24 protein-coding genes and 2 other annotated features are annotated in these 23236 nt (G+C 47.5%); all 24 genes read left to right on the forward strand.

What is annotated here, in order from left to right; genetic code table 11:
* Positions 1-5: 5 nt before the first annotated feature.
* The 24 genes from ACTTK6_RS07270 (at position 6) to pstB (ending at position 23226) form a co-directional block, all read left to right on the forward strand.
* Positions 6-836, forward strand: coding sequence for a cytochrome C assembly family protein (locus tag ACTTK6_RS07270; protein ID WP_079475817.1), 831 nt, complete (start codon positions 6-8; stop codon positions 834-836).
* 35 nt (positions 837-871) lie between these two features.
* A complete protein-coding gene (gene hemC, locus ACTTK6_RS07275; protein ID WP_462833128.1) occupies positions 872-1807 on the forward strand; it encodes a hydroxymethylbilane synthase in 936 nt (311 codons plus the stop codon).
* Positions 1807-2553, forward strand: a complete 747-nt coding sequence (locus ACTTK6_RS07280) for a uroporphyrinogen-III synthase (protein WP_462833081.1) — start codon at positions 1807-1809, stop codon at positions 2551-2553. The genes hemC and ACTTK6_RS07280 overlap by 1 nt, the downstream gene beginning before the upstream one ends.
* An 11-nt stretch (positions 2554-2564) precedes the next feature.
* Positions 2565-3557 (forward strand): porphobilinogen synthase, encoded by a 993-nt coding sequence (gene hemB / locus ACTTK6_RS07285; RefSeq protein ID WP_462833082.1) that lies wholly within the window; start codon positions 2565-2567, stop codon positions 3555-3557.
* 100 nt (positions 3558-3657) lie between these two features.
* Positions 3658-4971 (forward strand): glutamate-1-semialdehyde 2,1-aminomutase, encoded by a 1314-nt coding sequence (gene hemL, locus ACTTK6_RS07290; RefSeq protein WP_462833083.1) that lies wholly within the window; start codon positions 3658-3660, stop codon positions 4969-4971.
* A gap of 49 nt (positions 4972-5020) precedes the next feature.
* Positions 5021-5235 (forward strand) — a binding site (T-box leader).
* Positions 5236-5275: 40 nt separating this feature from the next.
* On the forward strand, positions 5276-7915 hold the full coding sequence (locus tag ACTTK6_RS07295) for a valine--tRNA ligase (protein WP_079475822.1): 2640 nt from the start codon (positions 5276-5278) through the stop codon (positions 7913-7915).
* Between the two features lie 59 nt (positions 7916-7974).
* Entirely contained in the window at positions 7975-9267 is a 1293-nt protein-coding gene (locus tag ACTTK6_RS07300; RefSeq protein ID WP_094908471.1) for a bifunctional folylpolyglutamate synthase/dihydrofolate synthase, read from the forward strand.
* A gap of 106 nt (positions 9268-9373) precedes the next feature.
* On the forward strand, positions 9374-10129 hold the full coding sequence (locus ACTTK6_RS07305; protein WP_462833084.1) for a prepilin peptidase: 756 nt from the start codon (positions 9374-9376) through the stop codon (positions 10127-10129).
* A gap of 41 nt (positions 10130-10170) precedes the next feature.
* Positions 10171-10854 (forward strand): RadC family protein, encoded by a 684-nt coding sequence (gene radC, locus ACTTK6_RS07310; RefSeq protein WP_079475825.1) that lies wholly within the window; start codon positions 10171-10173, stop codon positions 10852-10854.
* Positions 10855-11216: 362 nt separating this feature from the next.
* Positions 11217-12260 (forward strand): rod shape-determining protein, encoded by a 1044-nt coding sequence (locus tag ACTTK6_RS07315; RefSeq protein ID WP_079475826.1) that lies wholly within the window; start codon positions 11217-11219, stop codon positions 12258-12260.
* 26 nt (positions 12261-12286) lie between these two features.
* Entirely contained in the window at positions 12287-13228 is a 942-nt protein-coding gene (mreC, locus tag ACTTK6_RS07320; RefSeq protein WP_094908472.1) for a rod shape-determining protein MreC, read from the forward strand.
* Complete coding sequence (gene mreD / locus ACTTK6_RS07325; RefSeq protein ID WP_079475828.1) at positions 13225-13749, forward strand: rod shape-determining protein MreD; 525 nt, start codon at positions 13225-13227, stop codon at positions 13747-13749. Before mreC ends, mreD begins: the two co-directional genes overlap by 4 nt.
* A gap of 112 nt (positions 13750-13861) precedes the next feature.
* Positions 13862-14554 (forward strand): septum site-determining protein MinC, encoded by a 693-nt coding sequence (gene minC / locus ACTTK6_RS07330; protein WP_079475829.1) that lies wholly within the window; start codon positions 13862-13864, stop codon positions 14552-14554.
* A gap of 79 nt (positions 14555-14633) precedes the next feature.
* Complete coding sequence (gene minD / locus ACTTK6_RS07335; protein ID WP_079475830.1) at positions 14634-15431, forward strand: septum site-determining protein MinD; 798 nt, start codon at positions 14634-14636, stop codon at positions 15429-15431.
* Between the two features lie 205 nt (positions 15432-15636).
* Complete coding sequence (locus tag ACTTK6_RS07340; RefSeq protein ID WP_022793174.1) at positions 15637-15810, forward strand: hypothetical protein; 174 nt, start codon at positions 15637-15639, stop codon at positions 15808-15810.
* Between the two features lie 67 nt (positions 15811-15877).
* Positions 15878-17392 (forward strand): Rne/Rng family ribonuclease, encoded by a 1515-nt coding sequence (locus tag ACTTK6_RS07345; protein WP_462833085.1) that lies wholly within the window; start codon positions 15878-15880, stop codon positions 17390-17392.
* Between the two features lie 38 nt (positions 17393-17430).
* Positions 17431-17503, forward strand: a sequence feature (ribosomal protein L21 leader region).
* 11 nt (positions 17504-17514) lie between these two features.
* Entirely contained in the window at positions 17515-17823 is a 309-nt protein-coding gene (gene rplU, locus ACTTK6_RS07350; RefSeq protein ID WP_079475832.1) for a 50S ribosomal protein L21, read from the forward strand.
* 2 nt (positions 17824-17825) lie between these two features.
* Positions 17826-18164: a ribosomal-processing cysteine protease Prp gene (locus ACTTK6_RS07355; RefSeq protein ID WP_079475833.1), complete on the forward strand. Its 339-nt coding sequence runs from the start codon at positions 17826-17828 to the stop codon at positions 18162-18164.
* 6 nt (positions 18165-18170) lie between these two features.
* Positions 18171-18455, forward strand: a complete 285-nt coding sequence (rpmA, locus tag ACTTK6_RS07360; RefSeq protein ID WP_022793178.1) for a 50S ribosomal protein L27 — start codon at positions 18171-18173, stop codon at positions 18453-18455.
* A gap of 68 nt (positions 18456-18523) precedes the next feature.
* A complete protein-coding gene (locus ACTTK6_RS07365; RefSeq protein ID WP_094908474.1) occupies positions 18524-19264 on the forward strand; it encodes an MBL fold metallo-hydrolase in 741 nt (246 codons plus the stop codon).
* Positions 19265-19448: 184 nt separating this feature from the next.
* Entirely contained in the window at positions 19449-20453 is a 1005-nt protein-coding gene (locus ACTTK6_RS07370) for a PstS family phosphate ABC transporter substrate-binding protein (RefSeq protein WP_233133331.1), read from the forward strand.
* A gap of 90 nt (positions 20454-20543) precedes the next feature.
* Positions 20544-21482: a phosphate ABC transporter permease subunit PstC gene (gene pstC, locus ACTTK6_RS07375; RefSeq protein ID WP_462833086.1), complete on the forward strand. Its 939-nt coding sequence runs from the start codon at positions 20544-20546 to the stop codon at positions 21480-21482.
* Entirely contained in the window at positions 21483-22382 is a 900-nt protein-coding gene (pstA, locus tag ACTTK6_RS07380; protein ID WP_079475836.1) for a phosphate ABC transporter permease PstA, read from the forward strand. It begins immediately after the preceding gene.
* A 28-nt stretch (positions 22383-22410) separates the two neighbouring features.
* Entirely contained in the window at positions 22411-23226 is an 816-nt protein-coding gene (gene pstB / locus ACTTK6_RS07385) for a phosphate ABC transporter ATP-binding protein PstB (protein WP_079475837.1), read from the forward strand.
* The last annotated feature ends 10 nt before the right edge of the window (positions 23227-23236 follow it).

Genomic DNA, 23236 nt, shown 5'->3' on the forward strand with positions numbered 1-23236 from the left:
TCAGGATGGTTGCAGCCGAAGGAATTATTTATATTTTAACGATTGTACTATACGGCCTGAGCGTCCTTTGCTACTTCGTTGATTTTTCCCAGACCAACCGGAAGGTGAACCGACTCGCCTTCTGGTTGCTTTCTATTGTCTGGGCGTCGCAGACGGCCTTTTTAGTACTTAGAATAATTATGTATGACCGTGCGCCCGTAATAACGCCTTTTGAAGGCATGTACTTCTACGCCTGGTCTCTTGTAACCATTTCACTTATTGTGAATTGGTTTTTTCGAATGGATGTACTGGTTTTCTTTTTAAATGTGATCGGTTTTTTACTGATGACGTTCAGCTCGTTTTCGTTTAATGGCGATATCCCAAACGAGCTTGAAACACTGCTGCTATCTGAAACGCTCGTTGTGCATATAATTTTTATTCTGCTTTCTTATGCTTCGTTCACACTGGCATTTGTATTCTCAGCGATGTATGTGCTGCAGCACCAGCTTTTAAAAAGAAAGCTGTGGGGGAAACGGTTAATCAGGATGGAGAACCTTCCGAAAATGGAAAAGCTGGCAGGCACGACCACAGTGATCGGAGTCCCTCTTTTATTCGCAGGGCTGGTCTTTGGTTTTCTCTGGGCAGGCAGGTGGTACGATGCTCTTCCCTGGCAGGATGCGAAAGTGATTGGCTCGATCATTCTTCTTGGTTTTTACAGCACGTATATTTATTTACTGGCTGTTCATCATTGGCGCGGTTACCGAATGGCGCTTTTAAATGTTGCCTGTTTTGTGGTTTTACTGATTAATTATTTTATCTCCAGTGATTTGAGTCAGTTTCATATATGGTACTTATAATAAATAAGGATGCTTAGAAAGGAATGGCTAGACGCATGCGGACAATTACCCTTGGTACGAGAAAAAGTAATCTGGCTTTAAAACAGACGGAGTGGGTGCAAAAAGAGCTTGAGAAGCTGGACCTTCCTTATCGCTTTGAAGTAAAAAAAATTTCCACAAAAGGTGACCGTGTTCTGGATCGAACGCTTTCCAAAGTTGGCGGGAAAGGACTTTTTGTAAAGGAAATTGAACAGGCGCTTACAGACGGTGAAATCGATATAGCTGTGCACAGTATGAAAGATCTTCCCGGGGAGATGGCGGAAGGCTTCGAAGTTGGTGCGGTGACAAACCGTGTGGATCCAAGAGACGCCTATATTGCAAACGATCATGTAAAATTTCATAATCTTCCGCTCGGGGCTGTGATCGGTACAAGCAGTCTGCGACGCACTTCTCAAATTAAAGCGGAGCGTCCGGATTTGAACGTTCAGTGGATTCGGGGCAATATTGAAACCAGGCTTCGAAAGCTGCGGGAGGAAAGCTTCGACGCTATTATTCTGGCGGCTGCAGGCCTCGAGCGTATGGGCTGGAGCGATGAAATTGTAACAGAATTCCTGGACCCTGCTATGTGCGTACCGGCTGTAGGACAGGGAGCGCTTGGTATTGAATGCCGAAGCGGAGATGAAGATATATTAAAGATCATTCAACATCTGCATGATGAGCCGGTAGCGGTATGTGTAGCTGCGGAACGGGCTTTCCTTAAAGCAGTAGAGGGTGGATGTGCGGTGCCGATCGGCGGGTATGCTACTTTAAATAAACAGGGGAATGTGCAGTTAACTGCGATGATCGGCTCTACAGACGGAAAAAATATATTGAGGGAAAAGCTGACAGGTGATAATCCAGAGGGTATGGGCAAAAAAGCTGCTCATGCCCTGCTTGGAAGAGGCGGCAAAGAAATTCTGGAACAGGCCCGGGAAGAGATGGGGGAAGAGTAGTGACAGCAACAGTGCTGGTGACAAGAGGGACCGGCCAGAATGCAAGTCTGGTGCAGGGTCTTCAGTCTGCAGGCTGTTGTGTTAAAGCGGTGCCGGTTATTACTACGGTGCCAAGATACAAACAGGAGGAGGAGGCAGCAGAGCGCTGGAAGAACGGCGATATAGACTGGATGCTTGTTACAAGCGTGAATGCCGTCTACTATTTGGCAGGATGGAAAAAACGGTATGGTCTTGGTATTCCTGACGGTTTAAAAACAGCTGCTGTAGGACCAAAAACCAGACAAGCGTTGGAACTGGAAGGCTTTCAGGTAGAGCTGATGCCGGAAAAATATAACGCTGTTTCGTTAGCTGAATCAGCCGGGCGGGTAATCGACCGCCGGGAAAGTGTACTTCTTCCTCAAAGCGCCCAGGCGGCTGACACCTTGCACCGGTTGCTGGCAGCCCAGGGTATCAACATTTGGGTGTGGCATTTGTATACAACGGTACCCGAAGAAAAAAATAACTCCCTCCTTCAGTCTGTCTTAAAAACCCGGGAGATCGACGTGCTGACAGCGGCGAGTCCCTCCTCTATAAATGCGCTGCACCAGCTTGCAGGTGCTTACCGGCAGGTGCTTTCAGCTATTCCCGTAGTGGCAATCGGCCCCTCGACCGGACGCGCTGCCCGCGAGAGCGGCTTCAAGCATGTTTATGAAGCAGAGGTCCATTCCGTCGAAGGAATCATAGAAAAAACCAAGGAAATCATTTAGGAGGCTTCACATTGGCTGATTTACATTTCCGCCGGCACCGCAGGCTGCGGACGACGCCGGGTATAAGAGCAATGGTAAGAGAAAACGAACTAAGGCCCAACGATTTAATCTATCCTATTTTTGTGGTCGAAGGAGAGAATGTGCGTAAAGAAGTACCGTCCATGCCGGGCGTTTACCACGTTTCTCTGGATTATTTGAATGCAGAAATGGATGAGTTGGAATCCCTCGGAATTCCGAGCGTTATCGTATTTGGCGTGCCTCATGAGGAAGAAAAAGATGCAGAAGGGACGCCGGCTTTTCTAAAAAACGGTATCGTCCAGCGGGCAATCCGGCAGATAAAAGAACACAATCCGGAGTTAACAGTAATTGCGGATACCTGTCTGTGCCAGTATACGGACCATGGCCACTGCGGGGTGATTCATGGAGGCTATGTGGATAACGATGAATCGCTGAAAAACTTAACAGAAACTGCCGTGTCCCAGGCAGAAGCCGGGGCAGATATTATTGCCCCGTCGAACATGATGGATGGCTTTACAGCGGCGATCCGGGAAGGACTTGACCGGGCTGGGCACGTCACGGTCCCGCTGATGTCCTACACAGTTAAATATGCCAGTGCCTTTTACGGGCCTTTCCGTGACGCGGCTCACAGCACGCCTTCGTTTGGGGACCGGAAAACCTATCAGATGGACCCTCCGAACCGGCTTGAAGCGTTGAAGGAAGCGGAAACCGATGTCGAAGAGGGAGCCGATTTTCTTATCGTGAAGCCGGCTCTTGCTTATCTCGATATTGTGAGAGAAGTGAAAGAGCGCACCGGTTATCCAGTGGTAGCGTATAATGTGTCCGGGGAATATGCGATGATTAAAGCTGCTGCCCAAAACGGATGGGTAAATGAAAAAGATATAGTTATGGAAAAACTGACCAGCATGAAGCGTGCCGGTGCGGACCTGATCGTAACCTACTTTGCCAAAGACGCTGTCCGTTATATGCAGGAAGACAGTAAATAATAAAAACAAGCTCTGGAATGTATTCAGTCCAGGGCTTGTTTTCGTTATAATAAGGACGGGAATAGCAACAAGATAACTTTAAGTATTCAGGAGGTATGACATGAAATCGTATCATAATTCAATACACGCACATGAACGCGCAAAGAAAGTAATGCCGGGCGGCGTCAGCAGCCCTGTGCGGACATATGAATCTGTCGGCCATCCGGCCGTTTATATGGACGAAGGCAAAGGTTCCCGCATTAAAGATATCGACGGAAACGAATACATTGACTATGTGATGTCCTGGGGACCGCTTCTTCTCGGGCATGCGAATGAACACGTGGTCGACAGCTTGAAGATCGTGGCTGAAAAGGGTACGAGCTTTGGAGCCTCGCACGTAACCGAAGCCGGCCTGGCAGAGCTTGTCGTTGACCGGGTACCATCTATTGAAGTAGTACGGATGGTGAATTCGGGCACGGAAGCGACCATGAGCGCTCTGCGCCTAGCCCGCGGATTTACCGGCCGGGATAAAATCGTGAAAATGGAAGGCTGTTACCACGGCCACGGGGATTCCCTTCTTATTCGAGCCGGTTCCGGTGTTGCTACGCTGGGGTTGCCGGACAGCCCGGGCGTCCCGGGCTCCATTGCCCAGAACACGCTGACGGTTCCGTACAACGATCTCGACAGCCTGCAAAAGGCATTCGACGAGTACGGTGACGAAATTGCCGGAGTTATCCTCGAGCCTGTTACCGGTAACATGGGCGTTGTCACCCCCGGAGAAGGGTTTTTGGAAGGCGTTCGTGACATTACGAACCAGTACGGAAGCCTGTTGATTTTTGATGAAGTTATGAGCGGCTTCCGGGTGGACTATAACAGTGCCCAGGGCCACTACGGCGTGACGCCTGATCTCACGTGCCTTGGAAAGGTCATTGGCGGCGGCCTTCCGGTGGGAGCCTACGGCGGCCGTGCCGATATTATGCAGCAGATTGCGCCGGACGGGCCTATCTATCAGGCAGGCACACTTTCCGGCAATCCACTGGCGATGACAGCCGGACTTGAAACGCTCAGGCAGGTGGACGAAAAAAGCTACGAAACGTTTCGTGCCCGTGCTGCCCAGCTTGAAGAAGGACTGAACCGGGCGGCTTCTAAACACGGTATCCCTCATCAAATTAACCGGGCCGGGGCAATGATCGGCTTGTTCTTTACCGATGAACCCGTTGTTGACTTTGCCTCTGCGAAAAAATCTGATTTAGGGATGTTCGCCCGTTATTTCCGTGGAATGATGGCAGAAGGCATCTCGCTTCCGCCTTCGCAGTTCGAAGGGCTGTTTTTATCGACAGAGCACAGTGAAGAAGACATCGAGCGGACCATTGATGCGGCTGACCGCGTCTTTGCAAGCCTGGCTGCAAATAAAGAACACGGGGAAGACAGTTGACGCATGGGTCTTCGTTTCGTAAAATAAAGACACTAAAGCAATATTAATAATAAAAGCAGAAACAGGGAGGAGTACGCACGCAGGTTCGTTGTACAGAAAAAGAATCCAGGGCTGAGAGATTCTTTAACAACCCGTGCGGAAAGTCGCCCTCGAGCTTCTTTTCTGAACGCATACAGTAAGAAAAGACGGTAACCGCCGTTATGGGAAAGTGCCTGCTTGGCAGCGGGTATTAAGGTGGTACCGCGAAAACTCTTCGTCCTTACTAGGGATGAGGAGTTTTTTTATGAGAAGAAAGGGGATTTGTATGGGAAAACAAGAAATGGAAATGGCGAAAAAGTATGATCCAAAAGAAACAGAGAACCGCTGGTATGAGTTTTGGAAAGAAACCGGCCAATTTGAAGCAGGCCAGACAGATGGCACCCCGTATACTATCGTTATTCCGCCGCCGAATGTGACCGGCCGGCTTCACCTCGGCCATGCGTGGGATACAACACTTCAAGATATTTTAATCCGCATGAAACGCATGCAGGGCTATGACGCTTTATGGCTTCCGGGGATGGACCATGCTGGTATCGCCACCCAGTCCAAAGTCGAGGCGCAGCTGAAGGAAGAAGGCACAAGCCGATATGAGCTCGGGCGGGAAGCGTTCCTCGAAAAAACGTGGGGGTGGAAAGAAGAATATGCAGATTTCATCCGCAGCCAGTGGGCCAAGCTCGGGCTGTCACTCGACTATTCGAGAGAGCGGTTCACGCTTGATAAAGGCCTGTCGGAAGCGGTGCGGGAAGTGTTTGTTTCATTGTATGAAAGAGACCTTATCTACCGGGGTGAATACATTATCAACTGGGATCCTGAAACGCAGACAGCACTTTCAGATATTGAAGTGGAATACAAAGAAGTACAGGGTCACTTTTACCATATGCGTTACCCGGTTAAAGGCGAAAACACCTCGATCGAAGTAGCGACGACCCGGCCGGAAACAATGCTCGGCGATACGGCAGTAGCCGTACACCCAGAGGACGGTCGTTATAAACACCTTATTGGTAAGACAGCCGTGCTCCCCGTGATTGGAAGAGAAATTCCGATCATCGCAGATGACTATGTAGACATGGATTTTGGTTCAGGGGCAGTGAAAATTACGCCTGCGCATGATCCGAATGATTTTGAAATGGGCAACCGCCATGATCTGCCGCGCGTGCTTGTGATGAATGAAGACGGCAGCATGAATGAAAATGCCGGCGTCTACGAAGGCATGGACCGCTTTGCCTGTCGTCGGCAGCTAACGAAGGATCTAAAGGCAGAGGGCATTCTGTTTGATATTGAAGAACATATGCACTCTGTCGGCCATTCCGAACGGAGCGGCGCCGTAGTTGAACCGTATCTTTCCACGCAGTGGTTTGTAAATATGGGGCCGCTTGCGGACCAGGCCGTAGAGCTTCAGAAGAAGGAAGAAAAAGTTACCTTTGTGCCGGAACGCTTCGAAAAAACGTATCTGCAGTGGATGGAAAATATTCGGGACTGGTGTATTTCCCGACAGCTGTGGTGGGGGCACCGTATCCCGGCCTGGTATCATAAAGAAACAGGTGAAATTTATGTCGGGCGCACGGCACCGGAAAACCCAGAAGAGTGGAAGCAGGATGAGGATGTGCTTGATACCTGGTTCAGTTCGGCTTTATGGCCGTTTTCCACTATGGGCTGGCCGGAAAAAAGCACAGACTATACGCGCTATTACCCAACTAGTGCGCTTGTGACCGGGTATGACATTATTTTCTTCTGGGTGTCACGGATGATTTTTCAGGGGCTGGAATTTACCGGAGAACGCCCGTTTGAGGACGTGCTTATTCACGGCCTGGTACGTGACAGTGAAGGACGGAAAATGAGTAAATCCCTCGGCAACGGGGTGGACCCGATGGATGTTATCGATCAGTACGGGGCGGACGCTCTGCGTTTTCTGCTCGCTACAGGCACGACGCCGGGCAACGATATTCGTTTCCAGTGGGAAAAAGTAGAGGCCAACTGGAATTTTGGCAATAAAATTTGGAACGCCGCCCGGTTTACGCTGATGAATGTGGAAGGGGTAACGGCAGAAGACATCGAGCTCAAAGGCACAAAAACGGTAGCAGATCGCTGGATTTTACACCGGCTGCAGGAAACAAAACAGAACGCCACCCAGCTGATGGAAAAATATGAGTTTGGCGAAGCCGGAAGGACGCTTTATAACTTTATTTGGGATGACCTCTGCGACTGGTATATCGAAATGGCTAAACTTCCACTGTACGGCGAAGCCGAACAGCCGAAACAAATGGCCCAGTCCGTGCTTGTTCATGTATTCGACCAGACGATGCGCATGCTTCACCCTATGATGCCATTTATTACAGAAGAAATTTGGCAGCACCTTCCCCATGAGGGGACGTCGATCATGAGTGCTTCCTGGCCGACAGCAGACCCTCAGCTGTTTGACGAGGAAGCGGTACGTGATATGGAATTAATTCAGGAGGTTATTCGTTCAGTCCGGAATACACGGGCGGAAATGAATGTTCCACCGAGTAAAGCAGTGCCGATGAGCCTGAAGCCGTCCAGCAGCCAGGTCTTGGAACGAATCGAACGGAGCCGGGACTATATTGTACGGTTCGGAAACCCGGAGACATTGACTATTGATGCGGCACTGGAAGCTCCGGAAAAGTCCATTTCTCACGTTCTGAGCGGGGCAGAAATCTTTCTGCCGCTCGAAGGCTTGATTAACGTAGATGAAGAAATAGAGCGTCTGCAGCGGGAAAAAGACAAGCTCGATAAAGAAGTGGAACGGGTCACTAAAAAGCTGAACAACGAAGGATTTGTCAGCAAAGCTCCTGCCCACGTTGTTGAAGAAGAAAAAGAAAAACAAAAAGATTATGAACAAAAAAGAGAAAAAGTAACGGCCAGAATGAAAGAACTGCAAAAAAGCTAAGCAAGAGCCGGCCCCCGGCCAGGGGGCCTGTTGCATGGCTGTTTAAAGGGAGGTATATTTTGCACACATATAAAGAAGCAGAAGCATGGGTGCACTCACTCGAAACGTTTGGCATCCGCCCGGGCCTTGACCGGATGAATATGATGCTTGAAGCTGTCGGCAATCCGGAACGCCGGCTGAAAGGCATTCACATTGGCGGTACAAACGGTAAAGGATCTACCGCAGCATTTACGAGAAGCATTATGACAGAAGCAGGCATTGTCTGCGGGTCGTTCACCTCGCCGTATATCCATCATTTCCGTGAGCGGATTGCGACAGACGGAGAGCCGATCAGTGAGGAGGATTTTTTGGAGCTTGCTGCAGTACTCCGCCCGGTAGTAGAGAGTATTGCGCGCACCCCGTTTGGTTCGCCGACGGAGTTTGAAGTGATTACTGTCATCGCGGCAATGTATTTTGCCAGAAAAACGTTTCCGGACGTAGTCATATGGGAAGTTGGCCTTGGCGGTCGCCTGGACGCTACTAATGCGATCCACCCTATGGTGAGCATTATCACAAACATCGGGCACGATCATCAGGGAATACTCGGGGACACGCTCGAAGAAGTAGCCCGGGAAAAAGCCGGTATTATTAAGGGCGGGGTACCTGTAATAACGTGTGAACAGAATGAAGAGCTTGCTGGCATTTTTGAGGAAGCTGCCGATTACCAGCGTTCGAAATTTTACCAGCTTGGCCGTCAGTTTCATGTCCGCCGCCTCGCACCATCAGAATCGGGAACCCAATTTTCTTTTTATTCCCTGCTTGGAGACATGGAAGATCTCGAAGTGTCCATGCTCGGGGAGCATCAGGTAGAGAATGCGGCAGCCGCTGTGATTACTACACGTTATTTGAAAATGTATTACGCCCTGCCCGCAGAAGATGAGCACATCCGGACCGGCCTGAAGAAAGCATCCTGGCCGGGAAGACTTGAAAATGCGCCTGGCGAACAGCGTGTCCTTTTCGACGGTGCTCATAATGAAGAAGGCATGAAAAGTCTTAAAGAAGCATTAAGACAGCACTATCCCAACAGTCGTTTCCACTTTATTGTTGGCATGAAAGAAGATAAATTACAGGCACCGGTGCTCGACCAGCTGGACGGATTGAATATAAAATCTATCACAGCAGTGCCTTTTGATTTTCCACAGGCAGCAGCCCCGGAAGATATTGCGGCAGCCAATTCGGCAGATGTTCAACAAGCCCGGAGCTGGCAGGAAGCATGGGAAAACGCCAACACGGGCCGGGGACAGGAAGACGTGGTCGTGTTTGCCGGATCCCTGTATTTCATCTCCCAGCTGACGCAGGAGTGGAATCAATAATGAAACGAAAAGCAGAAGCACGCCGGCTTCTGCTTTTTTAATATATTTTCGAGCTAATAAAAAGAAATTCATGCTATAATAAGAAAAAAATGGAAGAGGTGTTGTGATGAGCATATTGCTCGCTGTATATATTACAGCGGCAGGGATGATAGTGAGTTCCTTCTGTAATGTCGCCGGCATGCGTCTGGCTACCGGCGGGTCCGTGTGGCGGCCCCCTTCGCGCTGCCCGGTATGTATCCAGCCGATCAAAAAAAGAGATTTAGTCCCCTGCTGTTCATATTTGTATCTGGGCGGTAAATGCCGTTTCTGCAAAAACCGTATTTCTGCGATTTATCCTCTTATGGAAGGCGCCGGTGGTGTCTTGTTTTTCCTCGCTTATGCCCGCTTCGGGCTGACGGCAGAATTCGCTGCAGCTTTACTTCTTATTTCCTACCTTTTTATTATTACTATCAGTGATATTACAGCCATGCTCATTCCAGACAGGGTGTCGCTTCTGTTTTTACTTGGAGCGGTGCTTTTAAAATTTTTCTGGTTGGAAGAGCCTGCCTGGACCGAAAGCTTCATAGGCGCAGTCGCCGGTTTTTTCCTTTTATCAGCCATTATCATGACGACAAGAGGAGGGATGGGCGGCGGTGACCTGAAAATATTTACCGCTCTCGGTTTTTTCTTTGGGCCTTGCCTGCTTGCCGTCAATTTTGCGGCTGCTGTATTTACAGCCTCTATGGTTGTTTTCCTCCTGTATCCTTTTGGCATTTTTAAAATAGGAAAACCTTTCCCCTTTGCTCCCGCTATTGCCGCTGGCGGCATATTTACTTTGTTTGCCGGAGAAATATGCCTGAAGTGGTACCTATCGTTTTTGTAACCCCCATTTTATATCCCCGCACATGAAGGAGACGATTACTAATGAATGTAACTGTAATGCCTGCTGGAAAAGAACCGTTTCGGCCCCGTGAGAAAATGGAACATAAAGGAGCGGAGGCGTTGACGGAACAGGAACTGCTGGCCGTGCTTCTCCGCACAGGTACAAAGCAGGCGCCGGTACTGGAAGTAGCTGCCCGGGTAATGGAACGCTTTGACGTTCTGCCATTATTGAAAGAAGCTACCAGAGAAGAGCTGATGGAAATCCCGGGAATTGGAAAGGCGAAAGCACTGGAACTGCAAGCAGCACTCGAACTGGGAAAGCGTATCTTTCGTTATTCTTACCCGGACAGGTACGTTGTTCGTTCTCCGGAAGATGCAGCAGAATACATGATGGAAGATCTAAGGTTTTTACAGCAGGAGCATTTTGTAGTATTATGCCTGAATACTAAAAATCAAATTATCCATAAACAGACATTATTTATTGGCAGCCTGAATTCAAGTATTGTCCACCCAAGGGAGCTATTTAAAGAAGCTCTGCGCCGTTCAGCAGCGTCGATTATCTGTCTGCATAATCATCCATCCGGAGATCCGGCGCCGAGCAGTGAAGATATTCAGGTAACCAAACGGGTGGCAGAATGCGGCAGACTGCTGGGCATTGAGCTGCTTGATCACGTTATCGTAGGCGATCACCGCTTTGAGAGTATGAAAGAGCAGGGTTTTATGTAAAACAACAGATTAAAAATTATTTGCTTTCTGAAAAAAGAGGAAATTGGCCGGCGTGAAAATACACCTATCTAAAAAAACAGGTGCATTGACCCTATGTTTTTCAAATAATTTTCAGTATAATAAAAAATAGTGCATGCAGGGACAATTATAATTTAATGCATATTAACGGGGCGTCAGAAGTGCGAAAAAGCCGCAGATGACACTATTCATCTAAAGGCCGCTGAACGCCCCACTACATACAGGCATTCTGGGGATGCCGAAAAACCATTATCCAACATAACAATTTATTAGACAATTTAATGATAATACCTGCTGAAAAAAGGCTGTCATGCATTTTGCAAGACGAGAGGAGATATACATAGATGTTTGGAACGAGAGACCTGGGGATCGATTTAGGTACGGCAAATACGCTCGTTTACGCCAAAGGAGAAGGAGTCATTCTTCGTGAACCCTCGGTGGTGGCCATACGGACAGACACGGGAAATATTGAAGCTGTAGGTCACAGTGCAAAAAACATGATTGGGCGTACGCCAGGGAATATTACGGCCATACGTCCAATGAAAGACGGCGTCATTGCTGATTTTGATACGACGGCTACCATGATGGAATATTTTATTGGGCAATCGGTCAAAAAACGTTCTATATTCTCAAGAAAGCCGAACGTGATGGTGTGCGTGCCGTCAGGTATTACAGCAGTTGAGAAGCGGGCTGTAGAAGACGCAACCAAACAGGCCGGGGCAAGAGAAGCCTACACGATTGAAGAACCGTTTGCAGCAGCCATTGGAGCTGACCTGCCCGTATGGGAGCCTACGGGAAGCATGGTCGTTGATATTGGGGGCGGAACAACAGAAGTGGCGATCATTTCTCTCGGTGGAATTGTCACAAGTCAATCAATCCGTATTGCCGGTGATGAAATGGATGAAGCAATCATCCAGTATATAAGAAAAACCTACAATGTTATGGTTGGAGAGCGTACAGCAGAAGCCATTAAGCTTGAAGTCGGTGCTGCTGCTCCTCCTTCAGAAAATGAAAACAATGAAATGATGGAAATTCGTGGGAGAGATGTAGTGACCGGACTTCCCAAAACAGTTACAATTACCTCTGAAGAGATTTCAGGCTGTCTTAAAGACACGGTATCGACTATTATTGACACGGTGAAGAGTACACTTGAGCAGACGCCGCCGGAATTGGCCGCGGATATAATGGACCGCGGGATCCTGTTAACAGGAGGAGGGGCGCTTTTGCAGCACATTGACCGGGTGCTCAGCGAAGAAACAAATATGCCGGTTTTAGTGTCGGAAGAGCCTTTGGATTGTGTGGCACTTGGTACAGGACGCGCTTTAGAAAATATTCATTTATTCCGCTCGAAAGCAGGTATTACATCCCGCTCAGGCCGGAATGCTTAATCTATCTTTAGAGTAGGTGGGTAACCATGCCGCACTTTTTTAACAACAAGCGATTAATCATCTTGATGGTAAGCATTATTCTTCTTGTTATACTCATTGGGTTCTCTATGAGAGAACGGGAATCGGTGCCGTGGCCGGAAGAGTTTGTAAGAGACTCTGTCGGTGTCTTTCAATCGACCATCAGCCGCCCGGCTCACTTTGCAGCAAATCGCTTCGAAGCTGTGGAAAACCTGCTGGATACATACGAGGAAAATAAAACCCTCAAACAGCAGCTCGAAAAGTATGCTGCCACTTCGGCAGAGCTTGAAAATACCCGTCAGGAAAATGAAACGCTCCGGGAATCATCAGAGACGCAGGAAATGCTGAGCGACTATGAAAGCCGGCAGGCGCTTGTTGTCTACCGTAATCCTGACCGCTGGACACAGACGATTGGCATCAATCAGGGTACTCAAAACGGTATTGAACAGGATATGGCTGTCGTTACAAACGAAGGTCTTATCGGGCGTGTAGCAGAGGCTTCCGAATTTTCCTCCACGGTCCAATTGCTATCAGACGGAGAACGGACAAACCGTATCAGCGCCAGCGTTGATACTGGTGAAGATCCAGTCAACGCCTTTATTGAAGGCTGGGACGAAGACCGGGATGGCCTCATGCTCCGGAAAATTCGCAGCGATGCAGAAATTGAAGAAGGCCAGCAGGTGGTTACATCAGGAATGGGCGGGGCGTTTCCAAGCGGTATCCCGATTGGTGAAGTACAAAGCGTTGAGCCGGATGAGTACGGTTTAACGTACAATGCCCTTATTGAACCAGCGGCAGACTTCAGTGACCTCACGTATGTGAATGTTTTAGACCGGAGCATTGAAGACTTGAGTGAAGAATTCCCTTCACTCGAAGAAGATCAGGAGCAGGAAAATCAAGAAGAAGAAAACGTGGACCCGGTCGGTGAAGAAGGCGGCGGAGAGTCATGACGCGCTTTCTTATCCCCGTATCGATCTTTTGCTTATTTCTTGTCGAAGGAACGTGGTTTGAAATCCTTTTTCCACAGGAAAATGAAAGTGGATGGGTGTGGATGCCAAGGTTTGCGCTTATCGGGGTGGTTTTGACCAGCATATACCGCGGCCCGGTCGCAGGAGTATGGGCAGGTGTTTTTGTTGGTTTTCTCTATGATTTTACGTACACGCAGATTCTCGGTATCTATACGTTCTGCTTTGGCTTTATTGCGTATATGAGCTCCTATTCTCTGCCGGTAGTCCGAAACAGTTATGGATGGCAGTGGCTGATCATATTTTGCGCGCTTTTCGTATTTGAGCTAATCATCTATTTTATTTATTTTTTGTTAGGCATTGCCGGACTTTCTTTCGGGGAATTTTTAGTGAAGCGTATGATTGCTTCGTGGCTTATTAACGGAGCTGCTGCTTTACTGCTTCTTGTTCCTTTCCGCCGTGTTTTTGACTGGATCGAAAACCAGGAAAAGATCAGACAGCGATAATTTTCAAAAAAAAGAAGTGGTTTGCTGTTTATTCCTGTGAAATGAAACCGTATAATGGAAAGAACGACATTTACTAAGAATGGAGAGCGCTTAAGGGTTCAGGGGTGAAAATATGACGAATAACAATGGAAATTATGTAACGATTAAAGGCACTAAAGAAGGACTAACCATTGTATTAAATGATCAGTGCTCTTATCAGGAACTTCTTGAAGAATTAAAGAAGAAGATTGAACGGGAGCAGCGTTTGTTTGAAAACGGGCCTCAAGTGGAAGTCCGTGTGCATGCCGGGAACCGTTATTTAAGTAAAAGTCACGAAGAAGAAATTACGGAAGTGTTGAACAAAACGGGTTCCGTACGGGTGCATGAAGTCCATTCGAACGTAATGACAAAAGATGAAGCACACGAGGCCATTGAAAAAGCCACGGTGACCTCTGTCACACAGATCGTCCGTTCCGGCCAGGTGCTCCGGAAAAAAGGCGACATCCTGATTATCGGCGATGTCAATCCCGGCGGAGTAGTCGAAGCTACGGGTAACATTTATGTTATCGGGGCATTAAAGGGAATAGCAAGAGCCGGCACAGAAGGTGAAAGCCATGCTGTGGTATGTGCCTCAGTAATGATTCCTAAACAAATTTCTATTTCGGATACGTATTTCTACGCACCGGAAAAGCATGAAAAGCAGGAACAGAAGCCTGCTATTGAAGGTCCGGGCTACGCGTATGTCACTGGAGAAGAATACAAGGCAATTGCATTTGAGGAAACAAAAATGCTCGGGCATTATTTACGCTCGGTCTCATATACATAAGCATGTCAGGCCGAAAACACTTTCCGGTAACCGTTAGCCGGAACGAGGAGCATGTAAGGTCTGAAAGGAGGAACCGTTGGTGGGAGAGGCAATAGTAATTACATCCGGAAAAGGCGGGGTCGGGAAAACCACGACTTCGGCTAATATCGGTACAGCACTTGCACTGCAGGGACAAAAAGTATGTTTGATTGATACCGACATCGGGCTTCGGAATTTAGATGTCGTAATGGGTCTGGAAAACCGGATTATTTATGATCTGGTGGACGCCGCAGAAGGACGCTGTAAGGTACAGCAGGCATTAATCCGGGACAAGAGGTTCGATTGCCTGCACTTGCTGCCGGCAGCTCAGACGAAGGACAAATCTGCGGTGAACCCGGAACAAATGCAGGAGATTGTAGAAACACTGCGCCCAGAATACGATTTTATTCTTATCGACTGCCCGGCTGGTATTGAGCAGGGATTCAAGAATGCCGTATCCGGCGCAGATAAAGCAATCGTCGTCACCACGCCGGACACGGCAGCTGTCAGAGATGCTGATCGTATCATTGGGCTCCTGGAAAATGAAGACATTGAACCGCCTAAGCTGGTAGTGAACCGGGTGCGGAGCGATCTTTCCAGAGAGGGCAATGTGCTGGACGTGGAAGACGTCGTAGCTACACTTGCAGTAGACCTGCTTGGGATGATTGTAGACGAGGAGCATGTGTTAAAAGCAGCTCATAAAGGCGAGCCGATTGCAATGAATCCCAACAGCAGAGCTTCGCTGGGGTACCGTAATATTGCGCGCCGGCTGCTAGGGGAATCGGTGCCGCTGATGGCAGTAGAAGAAAAGAAAAGCTTTTTCTCTAAAGTGAAAAGTTTATTCGGAATAAAAGCATAGCAGATACTTGGACAGGGAGCATTCTTCCTGTCCTTTTTGGGCAGATAAGCCAATTTTGTTTTCTTTAAGATCAGCGTGGTATAATAACAATGAAAGGGCATGCTGTTTTGGATCTGATTCCCGAATCGCCTGTCTTTCCTGCAAAGGTTTTTACAGAATGAAAGGCTTCGAGTATCTATCCGAATGCGCGAAGGAGGAATCACTGATGACCGTTATAGAAAAGCACCCTTATCTTTCCGATGAAGAACGCCAGAAACTGGCTCTTTTAAATAAACAAATGCAGGAAGCAGCCTCTGAACAGGAGCTGAAGCGGCTGACTACGCAGATTGCTCTTCTTCACGAAAAGGCGAAGGTCAGAGAAGAAAATAAGTCTAACTGAATGACTGCCACCAGCAAGTGGCAGTCTTTTTCTTTCAGAAAGAAATGTACCACTGGAGGAACGTTCGATGGAATTAATTGCAAATATGAAATCCGGGGAAGCAAGAGCGGCCCTGAAACATAATGGAAGAGTGAAAGAGTTCTTTTTCGAGTCAGCAATGGATGACACGGCGGCCGGAGAAATCTATAAAGGAAGAGTCGTGGATGTGCTTCCAGGCATGGATGCTGCATTTATTGATATCGGTAAAGGGAAAAAAGGATATCTGCACATGGACAATATTATGTCGTACCGGCTGCTGAAAGAGCCGCTTGCTGAAAAAAAGCAGCGGGGGATTAAAAGTTTCATTAAAAAGGGGGAGTATTTATTTGTGCAGGTCGTGAAGGAAGAAACGGCCAGCAAGGGTGCCAAACTTAAAGAAAATTTGTCACTGCCGGGAAAATATTGTGTCTACCTCCCCGATGAGCCGGGTTTGTTTATTTCACAAAAGGTGGAGAACGCTGTAAAAGAAGAATGGCTCGAACAGGAAGAAGCCCTGCCGTTGAATGGGGACGGGCTGATCGTGCGTACAGAAGGAACAACACAGCCTCTGGATGTAATTAAAAAAGAAGTATCCCAGCTGCAGAGCCTGTGGCAGGACATGATCCTCCGGGGGGAGAGTTTATCTTCGCCGGGAAAGGTGTCGCAGGAAGAACACTTTTTAATAAAATGCCTGGCTTATGTGCCTGGAGAGCAAATAAAAAGAATTGTTGCAGATACAAAAGAAGCGGTGGAAACAGCAAAGGCACAATTCAGCGGGCGGGCGCTGGAACAACGGCCGGAATTTGTGCTGCTGGACCATCCGGAAAACATTTTTTCAAGAGAGAATGTGGATGCGGATCTCGAGCGGGCTTTGAAGCCTGTCGCCTGGCTGAAAAGCGGAGGATTTTTACAGATCGAGAAAACAGAAATGTGCGTCACGATTGATGTAAACACGGGAAGGTTTACCGGAAAGCATGGTCTGGAGGATACGATCATAAAAACGAATCTCGAAGCAGCTGCAGAAGTAATGCATCAACTGCGTGTAAGAAATCTCTCCGGGATGGTCATGATTGATTTTATACGCATGCATGACGAAAAAGACCGGAGGCGTTTAATGCAGGCATTAGAAGAAAAATCAGATGAGGATCCGCAGAAGATCCGAATTGCCGGCTTCTCTGCACTTGGCGTTCTGGAACTGACCCGGCAGCGTTCCCGCCAGAGCCTCGAAGAACACATACTCGAACCCTATGGAACTGAATACGGTAAAGGCTGGAGACTGTCGGAAAAAGAACTCGCAGAAAAATCGAAACGAATGCTCGGCGCCTGGAAGGAAGAAGAGGTGGATGCGATTGTATTAGAGGTGCCGGACCGGCTGCTCATCCGGGAAGGCAAAGCGCTGTATGAAGCCCTGCAGCAAATAGCGCCGGGACGGTTGTTCATTGTTTCTGCGCCGACAGAACAGGAGATCATTGTGCGCTATGCGGGAAGTCTTGAAGTAGCAGCACAAAGAAATGAGGCATTGAAAGCTCAAATGAAGCAGCGGGGAATTGACTTTCGTTTTTAATATATGCTATTATTTGTAACGTTAGTTGTTTGGAAGCACCCAAACTACAACCGCACAAGAACAGGTTTAAGCCCTGGAAAGGCACCTGTATTGGCGAGTCTAAGTGATTAGGAGGTGCAGAAATGTACGCAATTATTGAAACTGGTGGAAAACAGTTAAAAGTAGAAGAAGGCCAGACTATCTTCGTTGAAAAATTGGACGGAGAAGCTGGAGATGAAGTAACATTCGGCAATGTAGTATTTGTCGGAGGCGACGATGTGAAAGTTGGTTCTCCTTTTGTGGAGGGAGCTAAAGTTACAGGCAAAGTCGAAAGACAAGGCCGTAACAAGAAAATCATCGTTTTCAAATTCAAAAAACGTAAAAACTACCGCCGTAAGCAGGGCCATCGTCAGCCATACACAAAAGTTACAATCAACAGCATTGATGCGTAATTATGATACGGGTCACTGTTAGCCGCGATGAAACAGAGCGTATTCGTTCTGTTACCATGACCGGTCACGCTGAATCAGGCCCTTACGGTTATGATTTAGTATGTGCCGGCGCCTCGGCAGTATCCTTTGGGGCTGTTAATGCGATGGCGGCTCTCTGCCATACAGATCCAACAGTGGATTTAGGCACAGAAGGCGGTTATTTTCATTGTGTGCTTCCGGAAGAAAGCACTGAAGAGGATAACCAACAGATGCAGCTGCTGGCAGAGGGCATGATTGTCTCTTTGGAGACCATAGCTGATCAATACGGTGAATTTATATCAATTGAAGAGCATAGGAGGTGAATGTTGATGTTGAAATTAGACCTGCAGTTCTTTGCTCAGAAAAAAGGGGTAGGTAGTACAAAAAACGGTCGTGACTCCATTTCCAAGCGTTTGGGCACCAAACGCGCCGATGGCCAGCACGTAACCGGTGGTTCTATCCTCGTCCGCCAGCGCGGTTCGAAAATTTTCCCTGGCAACAACGTCGGTAAAGGCGGAGACGATACTCTTTTCTCCAAAATCGACGGCGTTGTGAAATTTGAGCGTGTCGGGAAAAAACGTAAACGCGTGAGCGTTTATGCAAAAGAAGCGTAACGTTTGTATCCGTTTAAACAGATATTTTCTGTTTAAACGGATTTTTTTATTTGAAGGGAGCGGGGGAAATGCAAATAACGATTATAGGCTTTTGGCATGCGTTTCCGGAGGCAGGGGAAGCAGCTTCCGGTTACCTGCTTGAAGAAGAAGGATTTCAGCTGTTGCTTGACTGCGGAAGCGGGGTGGTTTCCCAGCTGCAGCATTATACAGAGCTTAGCGGAATTGATGCTGTACTGCTTTCCCACTACCACCAGGATCATGTAGGTGATTTTGGAGCTTTTCAGTATTATCGCCTGCTTGAACCTATACTCTGGCCGGAAAAGCATCATCAGGTGCCGGTTTATGCGCACCGGCAGGATGAAGAAGGCTTTCAGCGCCTTTTTTATAAAGAAGTAGTACAGCCGACAGAATACCGGGCGGAGGATCCGTTTGTAGCTGGGCCGTTTACTATTACTCCTGTGGCTGTAAAACACGCTGTGCCCTGCTTTGGTTTTCGGATTGAAACGGCTTCCGGAAGCCTGTTTTTTACCGCGGACACTTCATATATACCCGAAATTGCGCAGGCAGCTGCCGGGGTGGATATACTTATAGCAGAGTCGAGTTTTTATGCCGGGCAGGATGGGTCATTTGCCGGACATATGAATTCCGAAGAAGCAGCAAAACTAGCTGAAAAAGCTGAAGCAGGAAAATTAATATTGACTCATCTTCCTCATTTCGGAGAGCACATACAGTTAAAAAAAGAAGCAGAAAATATATTTTCTGGTCCCGTAGAGCTTGCAGCAACGGGCCTCAAGTTAACTATCGAATGAAGCAGAAATCATTTCTCCCGGGGGGAATGATTTTTTTGTGTTTAAATGAAAACGGAAGCATTTTTACCTTTACAAATTCTTAACAGTTCAGCTACTTTCTCTTAATAATTAAGTCCTATACTAAGAACTGGGAGCAAAAGAGTTGCTTTGCCTTGACTACATAAATAAAGAGGAGGAAGTTGGTTTGAACTTTAAAAAAGTATGGATGATTCCAACATTCGCTACGCTGGCAGTATTTGCATCCGCATGTGGCGGCGGGGGAGAAGAGCCCGGGGGTTCGGAAGAGAGTTCCGGCAGTGAAGGCAGCGGAGAAGAAAGTGCTGGCCAGGAAGGCGGAGGCTCTGGGGATATTGCTATTGACGGCTCCTCTACGGTTTTTCCGATTATGGAGGCAGTATCCGAAGAGTTTCAGCAGGAGCACGGGGATATCGAAGCTCCTGTAGGGGTTTCGGGTTCCGGGGGAGGATTTGAACGCTTTATTGCTGGCGAAACAGATTTAAGTAACGCTTCGCGTCCTATTGAACAGGAAGAAGAAGAGGCGCTGGAAGAAGCGGGTATTGAATATACCGAGTTGGAATTGGCTTACGACGGCATCACCGTAGCTGTAAATACGGAAAATGACTTCGTGGACAATTTAACATTTGAAGAATTATCACAAATCTTTGCAGATGGAAGTGATGCACAGAACTGGTCTGACATTCGTGATAGCTGGCCAGAGGAGCCAATTGATATCTACGCGCCAGGCACGGATTCCGGCACGTACGATTATTTCAGTGAAGCAGTGCTTGAAGAAGGAGACATTAACCGTGAAGCACAGCTTTCCGAGGATGATAACGTACTGGTGAACGGTGTCGCAGGCAGCCAGAACGCTATCGGCTTCTTCGGTTATGCGTACTATGCAGAAAATCAGGATTCCTTAAAAGCAGTTCCAATCGTACCGGAAGAAGACGGAAATGAAGGTATTGAGCCTAGCGAGGAAACAATTAACGATCAATCATACCCACTTGCGCGCCCGTTGTTCACATATGTGAAAAATGAATCTCTTCAGCAGAACGAAGATGTTGTGGAGTATGTGCGGTTCATGAATGAAAACGCAGGAAGTTTAGCGGAAGAAGTAGGATACGTAGCGGCTCCAGAGGAAGTGTATGAAGAAAATGCCCAAAAGATTGACGAAGTAGTTAATCAATAGAAGAAAATGGCACGGAGAAGCGAGGGAGAATATACTCCCTTGCTTTTATCCTTGCACTTAGGGAATTATCTGTTAAGGGGATGTGCAGAAATGGAAGATCGTTCAAAACTCTCGGTCAGTGAACGAATCGAGCAGAGAACCAAAGGTTCGGGTTCATCGAGTTTCATGGAAAAGCTGATGCCTATTGTCTTTTTTATTTGTGCTTTAATATCGGTACTTACTACTGTCGGTATTGTTTTTACTCTTTTATTTGAAACAATAACATTTTTCAGTAATGTGCCGTTTGCTGATTTCTTCGCTTCTGTGGAATGGTATCCATTTTTCTCTGACCCACAGTATGGTATTTGGCCATTGGTGAACGGGACATTAATGATTGCAGGAATTGCTATGCTTGTGGCAGTACCTTTCGGACTGGGCGCTGCTATTTATTTAAGTGAATACGCATCGGAAAAAGTACGTAAAACAGTAAAACCTGTTCTTGAGGTATTGGCAGGCATACCGACAATTGTGTATGGCTTTTTTGCTCTTACGTTTGTTACACCGATTTTACGATCCATTATACCAGGGATGGATATTTATAATGCGCTTAGTCCCGGAATTATCGTTGGTGTTATGATCATTCCAATGATTGCAAGCCTTTCGGAAGATGCAATGAGTTCTGTGCCAAATTCGATCCGCCAGGGCGCTTTTGCTTTAGGGGCCACCCGAATGGAAGTGACCGTAAAAGTAGTTATGCCGGCAGCTTTGTCAGGCATTATTGCTTCTTTTGTTCTGGGAATATCCCGGGCGATTGGAGAAACAATGATTGTAACAGTGGCCGGTGGAGCGAGTCCAACAATGACATTCGATCCGACAGGGGCTGTACAGACTATGACTGCCTACATTGTGCAGGCAACTCAGGGAGACGCAGGGTTTGGTACCCCGATTTACTACAGTATCTACGCTGTCGGAATGACGTTGTTTGTCTTTACTTTGGCTATGAATCTGCTGGCTCACTACATTTCCCGCAGATTCCGGGAGGATTACTAAATGAAATTTGCAAATACGACAGTACCGCAGGAAGTACAGAAGGAAAACTCCCCGCAGTTAAGTAAAAGACAGATTTGGAATAAAGTTTTCAAGGGTGTATGCTTTACCGCTACAGCTTTTAGTATAGCAATGCTTCTCATATTACTGGTACGAATAGTCACCCAGGGAGCAGGCTTCCTTGACTGGGGCCTTTTGACTAATTTTGCGTCAAGAAACGCTGAAGATGCCGGACTGCTGGCTGCCTTAGCTGGCACAATTTGGCTCATGCTGGTTACGGCACCTGTTTCATTTATTTTAGGGGTCGGTACTGCTGTTTATTTGGAGGAATACGCACCTCGAAACAAATTTACAAACTTGCTTCAAACTAACATTTCGAATCTTGCTGGTGTCCCGTCTGTTGTATTCGGCCTGCTGGGGCTTACAATATTTAACCGTCTCATGGGCATGGGAGCAAGCGTCATTGCTGGGGGACTGACGCTCTCCCTGCTTGTGCTTCCGATTATCGTTGTGGCTTCTAGAGAGGCTATCAGCGCAGTGCCGACAGATGTTAAGCATGCCTCCTATGCGATGGGGGCAACAAAATGGCAGACAATCTTTAGAATTGTTGTGCCTACAGCTTTGCCGGGGGTGTTAACAGGCACCATTCTAGCTTTATCCCGGGCGATCGGTGAAACAGCTCCTATCCTGGTGCTTGGTGCGTTAACATACGTCGCTTCCACCCCTTCAAACCTATTTTCGAATTTCACAGCAATGCCGGTTCAGATATATAACTGGACCGGCCGGCCACAGCAGGAATTTCAGGATATTGCAGCAGCTGGGATCATTATTTTACTGTTGATGCTTTTGGTTATGAACTCGATTGCTGTATTTATCAGAAGTAAATTCCAGAAGCGCTTTTAATAAAAGGCACAAAGAAAGGGGTAGCCAGATGCAAACCAAGCATGAAAACCGTTCAGTAGAGGATAATAGTATTAATGCCGAGGAAAAAGCACCGCTTGCCTACAATGTTGAGCAGTTGAATCTTTGGTACGCTGATAACCATGCGCTGCAGGACATTTCAATGAAAATCCCGGAAAAATCTGTGACAGCTATTATTGGTCCTTCAGGCTGTGGAAAATCGACATTTATTAAAACATTAAACCGAATGACCGAAATGAACCCGATTGTGAAAACAAACGGCTCTATCAAATATCGGGAAAATGAGATTTTTGCAAAGAATTTTAGTGTAGAATATTTACGGACTAAGGTAGGTATGGTGTTTCAAAACCCGAACCCGTTTCCAAAATCAATCTACGACAACGTCACGTATGGCCCGAAAATTCATGGCATTAAAGATAAAAAAACGCTTGATGAAATCGTAGAAAGAAGCTTAAAAAAAGCAGCCATCTGGGATGAGACGAAGGACCGGCTGAAAGAAAATGCTTTCGGCCTTTCCGGCGGCCAGCAGCAGCGTCTATGTATCGCCCGCTGCCTCGCGATCGAGCCTGATATTATTTTAATGGATGAGCCTACCTCAGCATTGGACCCGATTTCCACGCTGAAAATAGAAGAACTGGTCCAGGAGCTTAAAAAAGACTACACGATTGTTATTGTTACCCATAATATGCAGCAGGCCGCCCGGATTTCGGACAGTACAGCTTTCTTCTTAAATGGCGTCATTGTAGAACATGATCAAACAGATAAAATCTTTTCCTCACCGGAAAAAAAGGAAACCGAAGATTATATTTCCGGCAGATTCGGCTGATCCGGAAGAA

This window comes from Marinococcus salis (assembly GCF_054971365.1).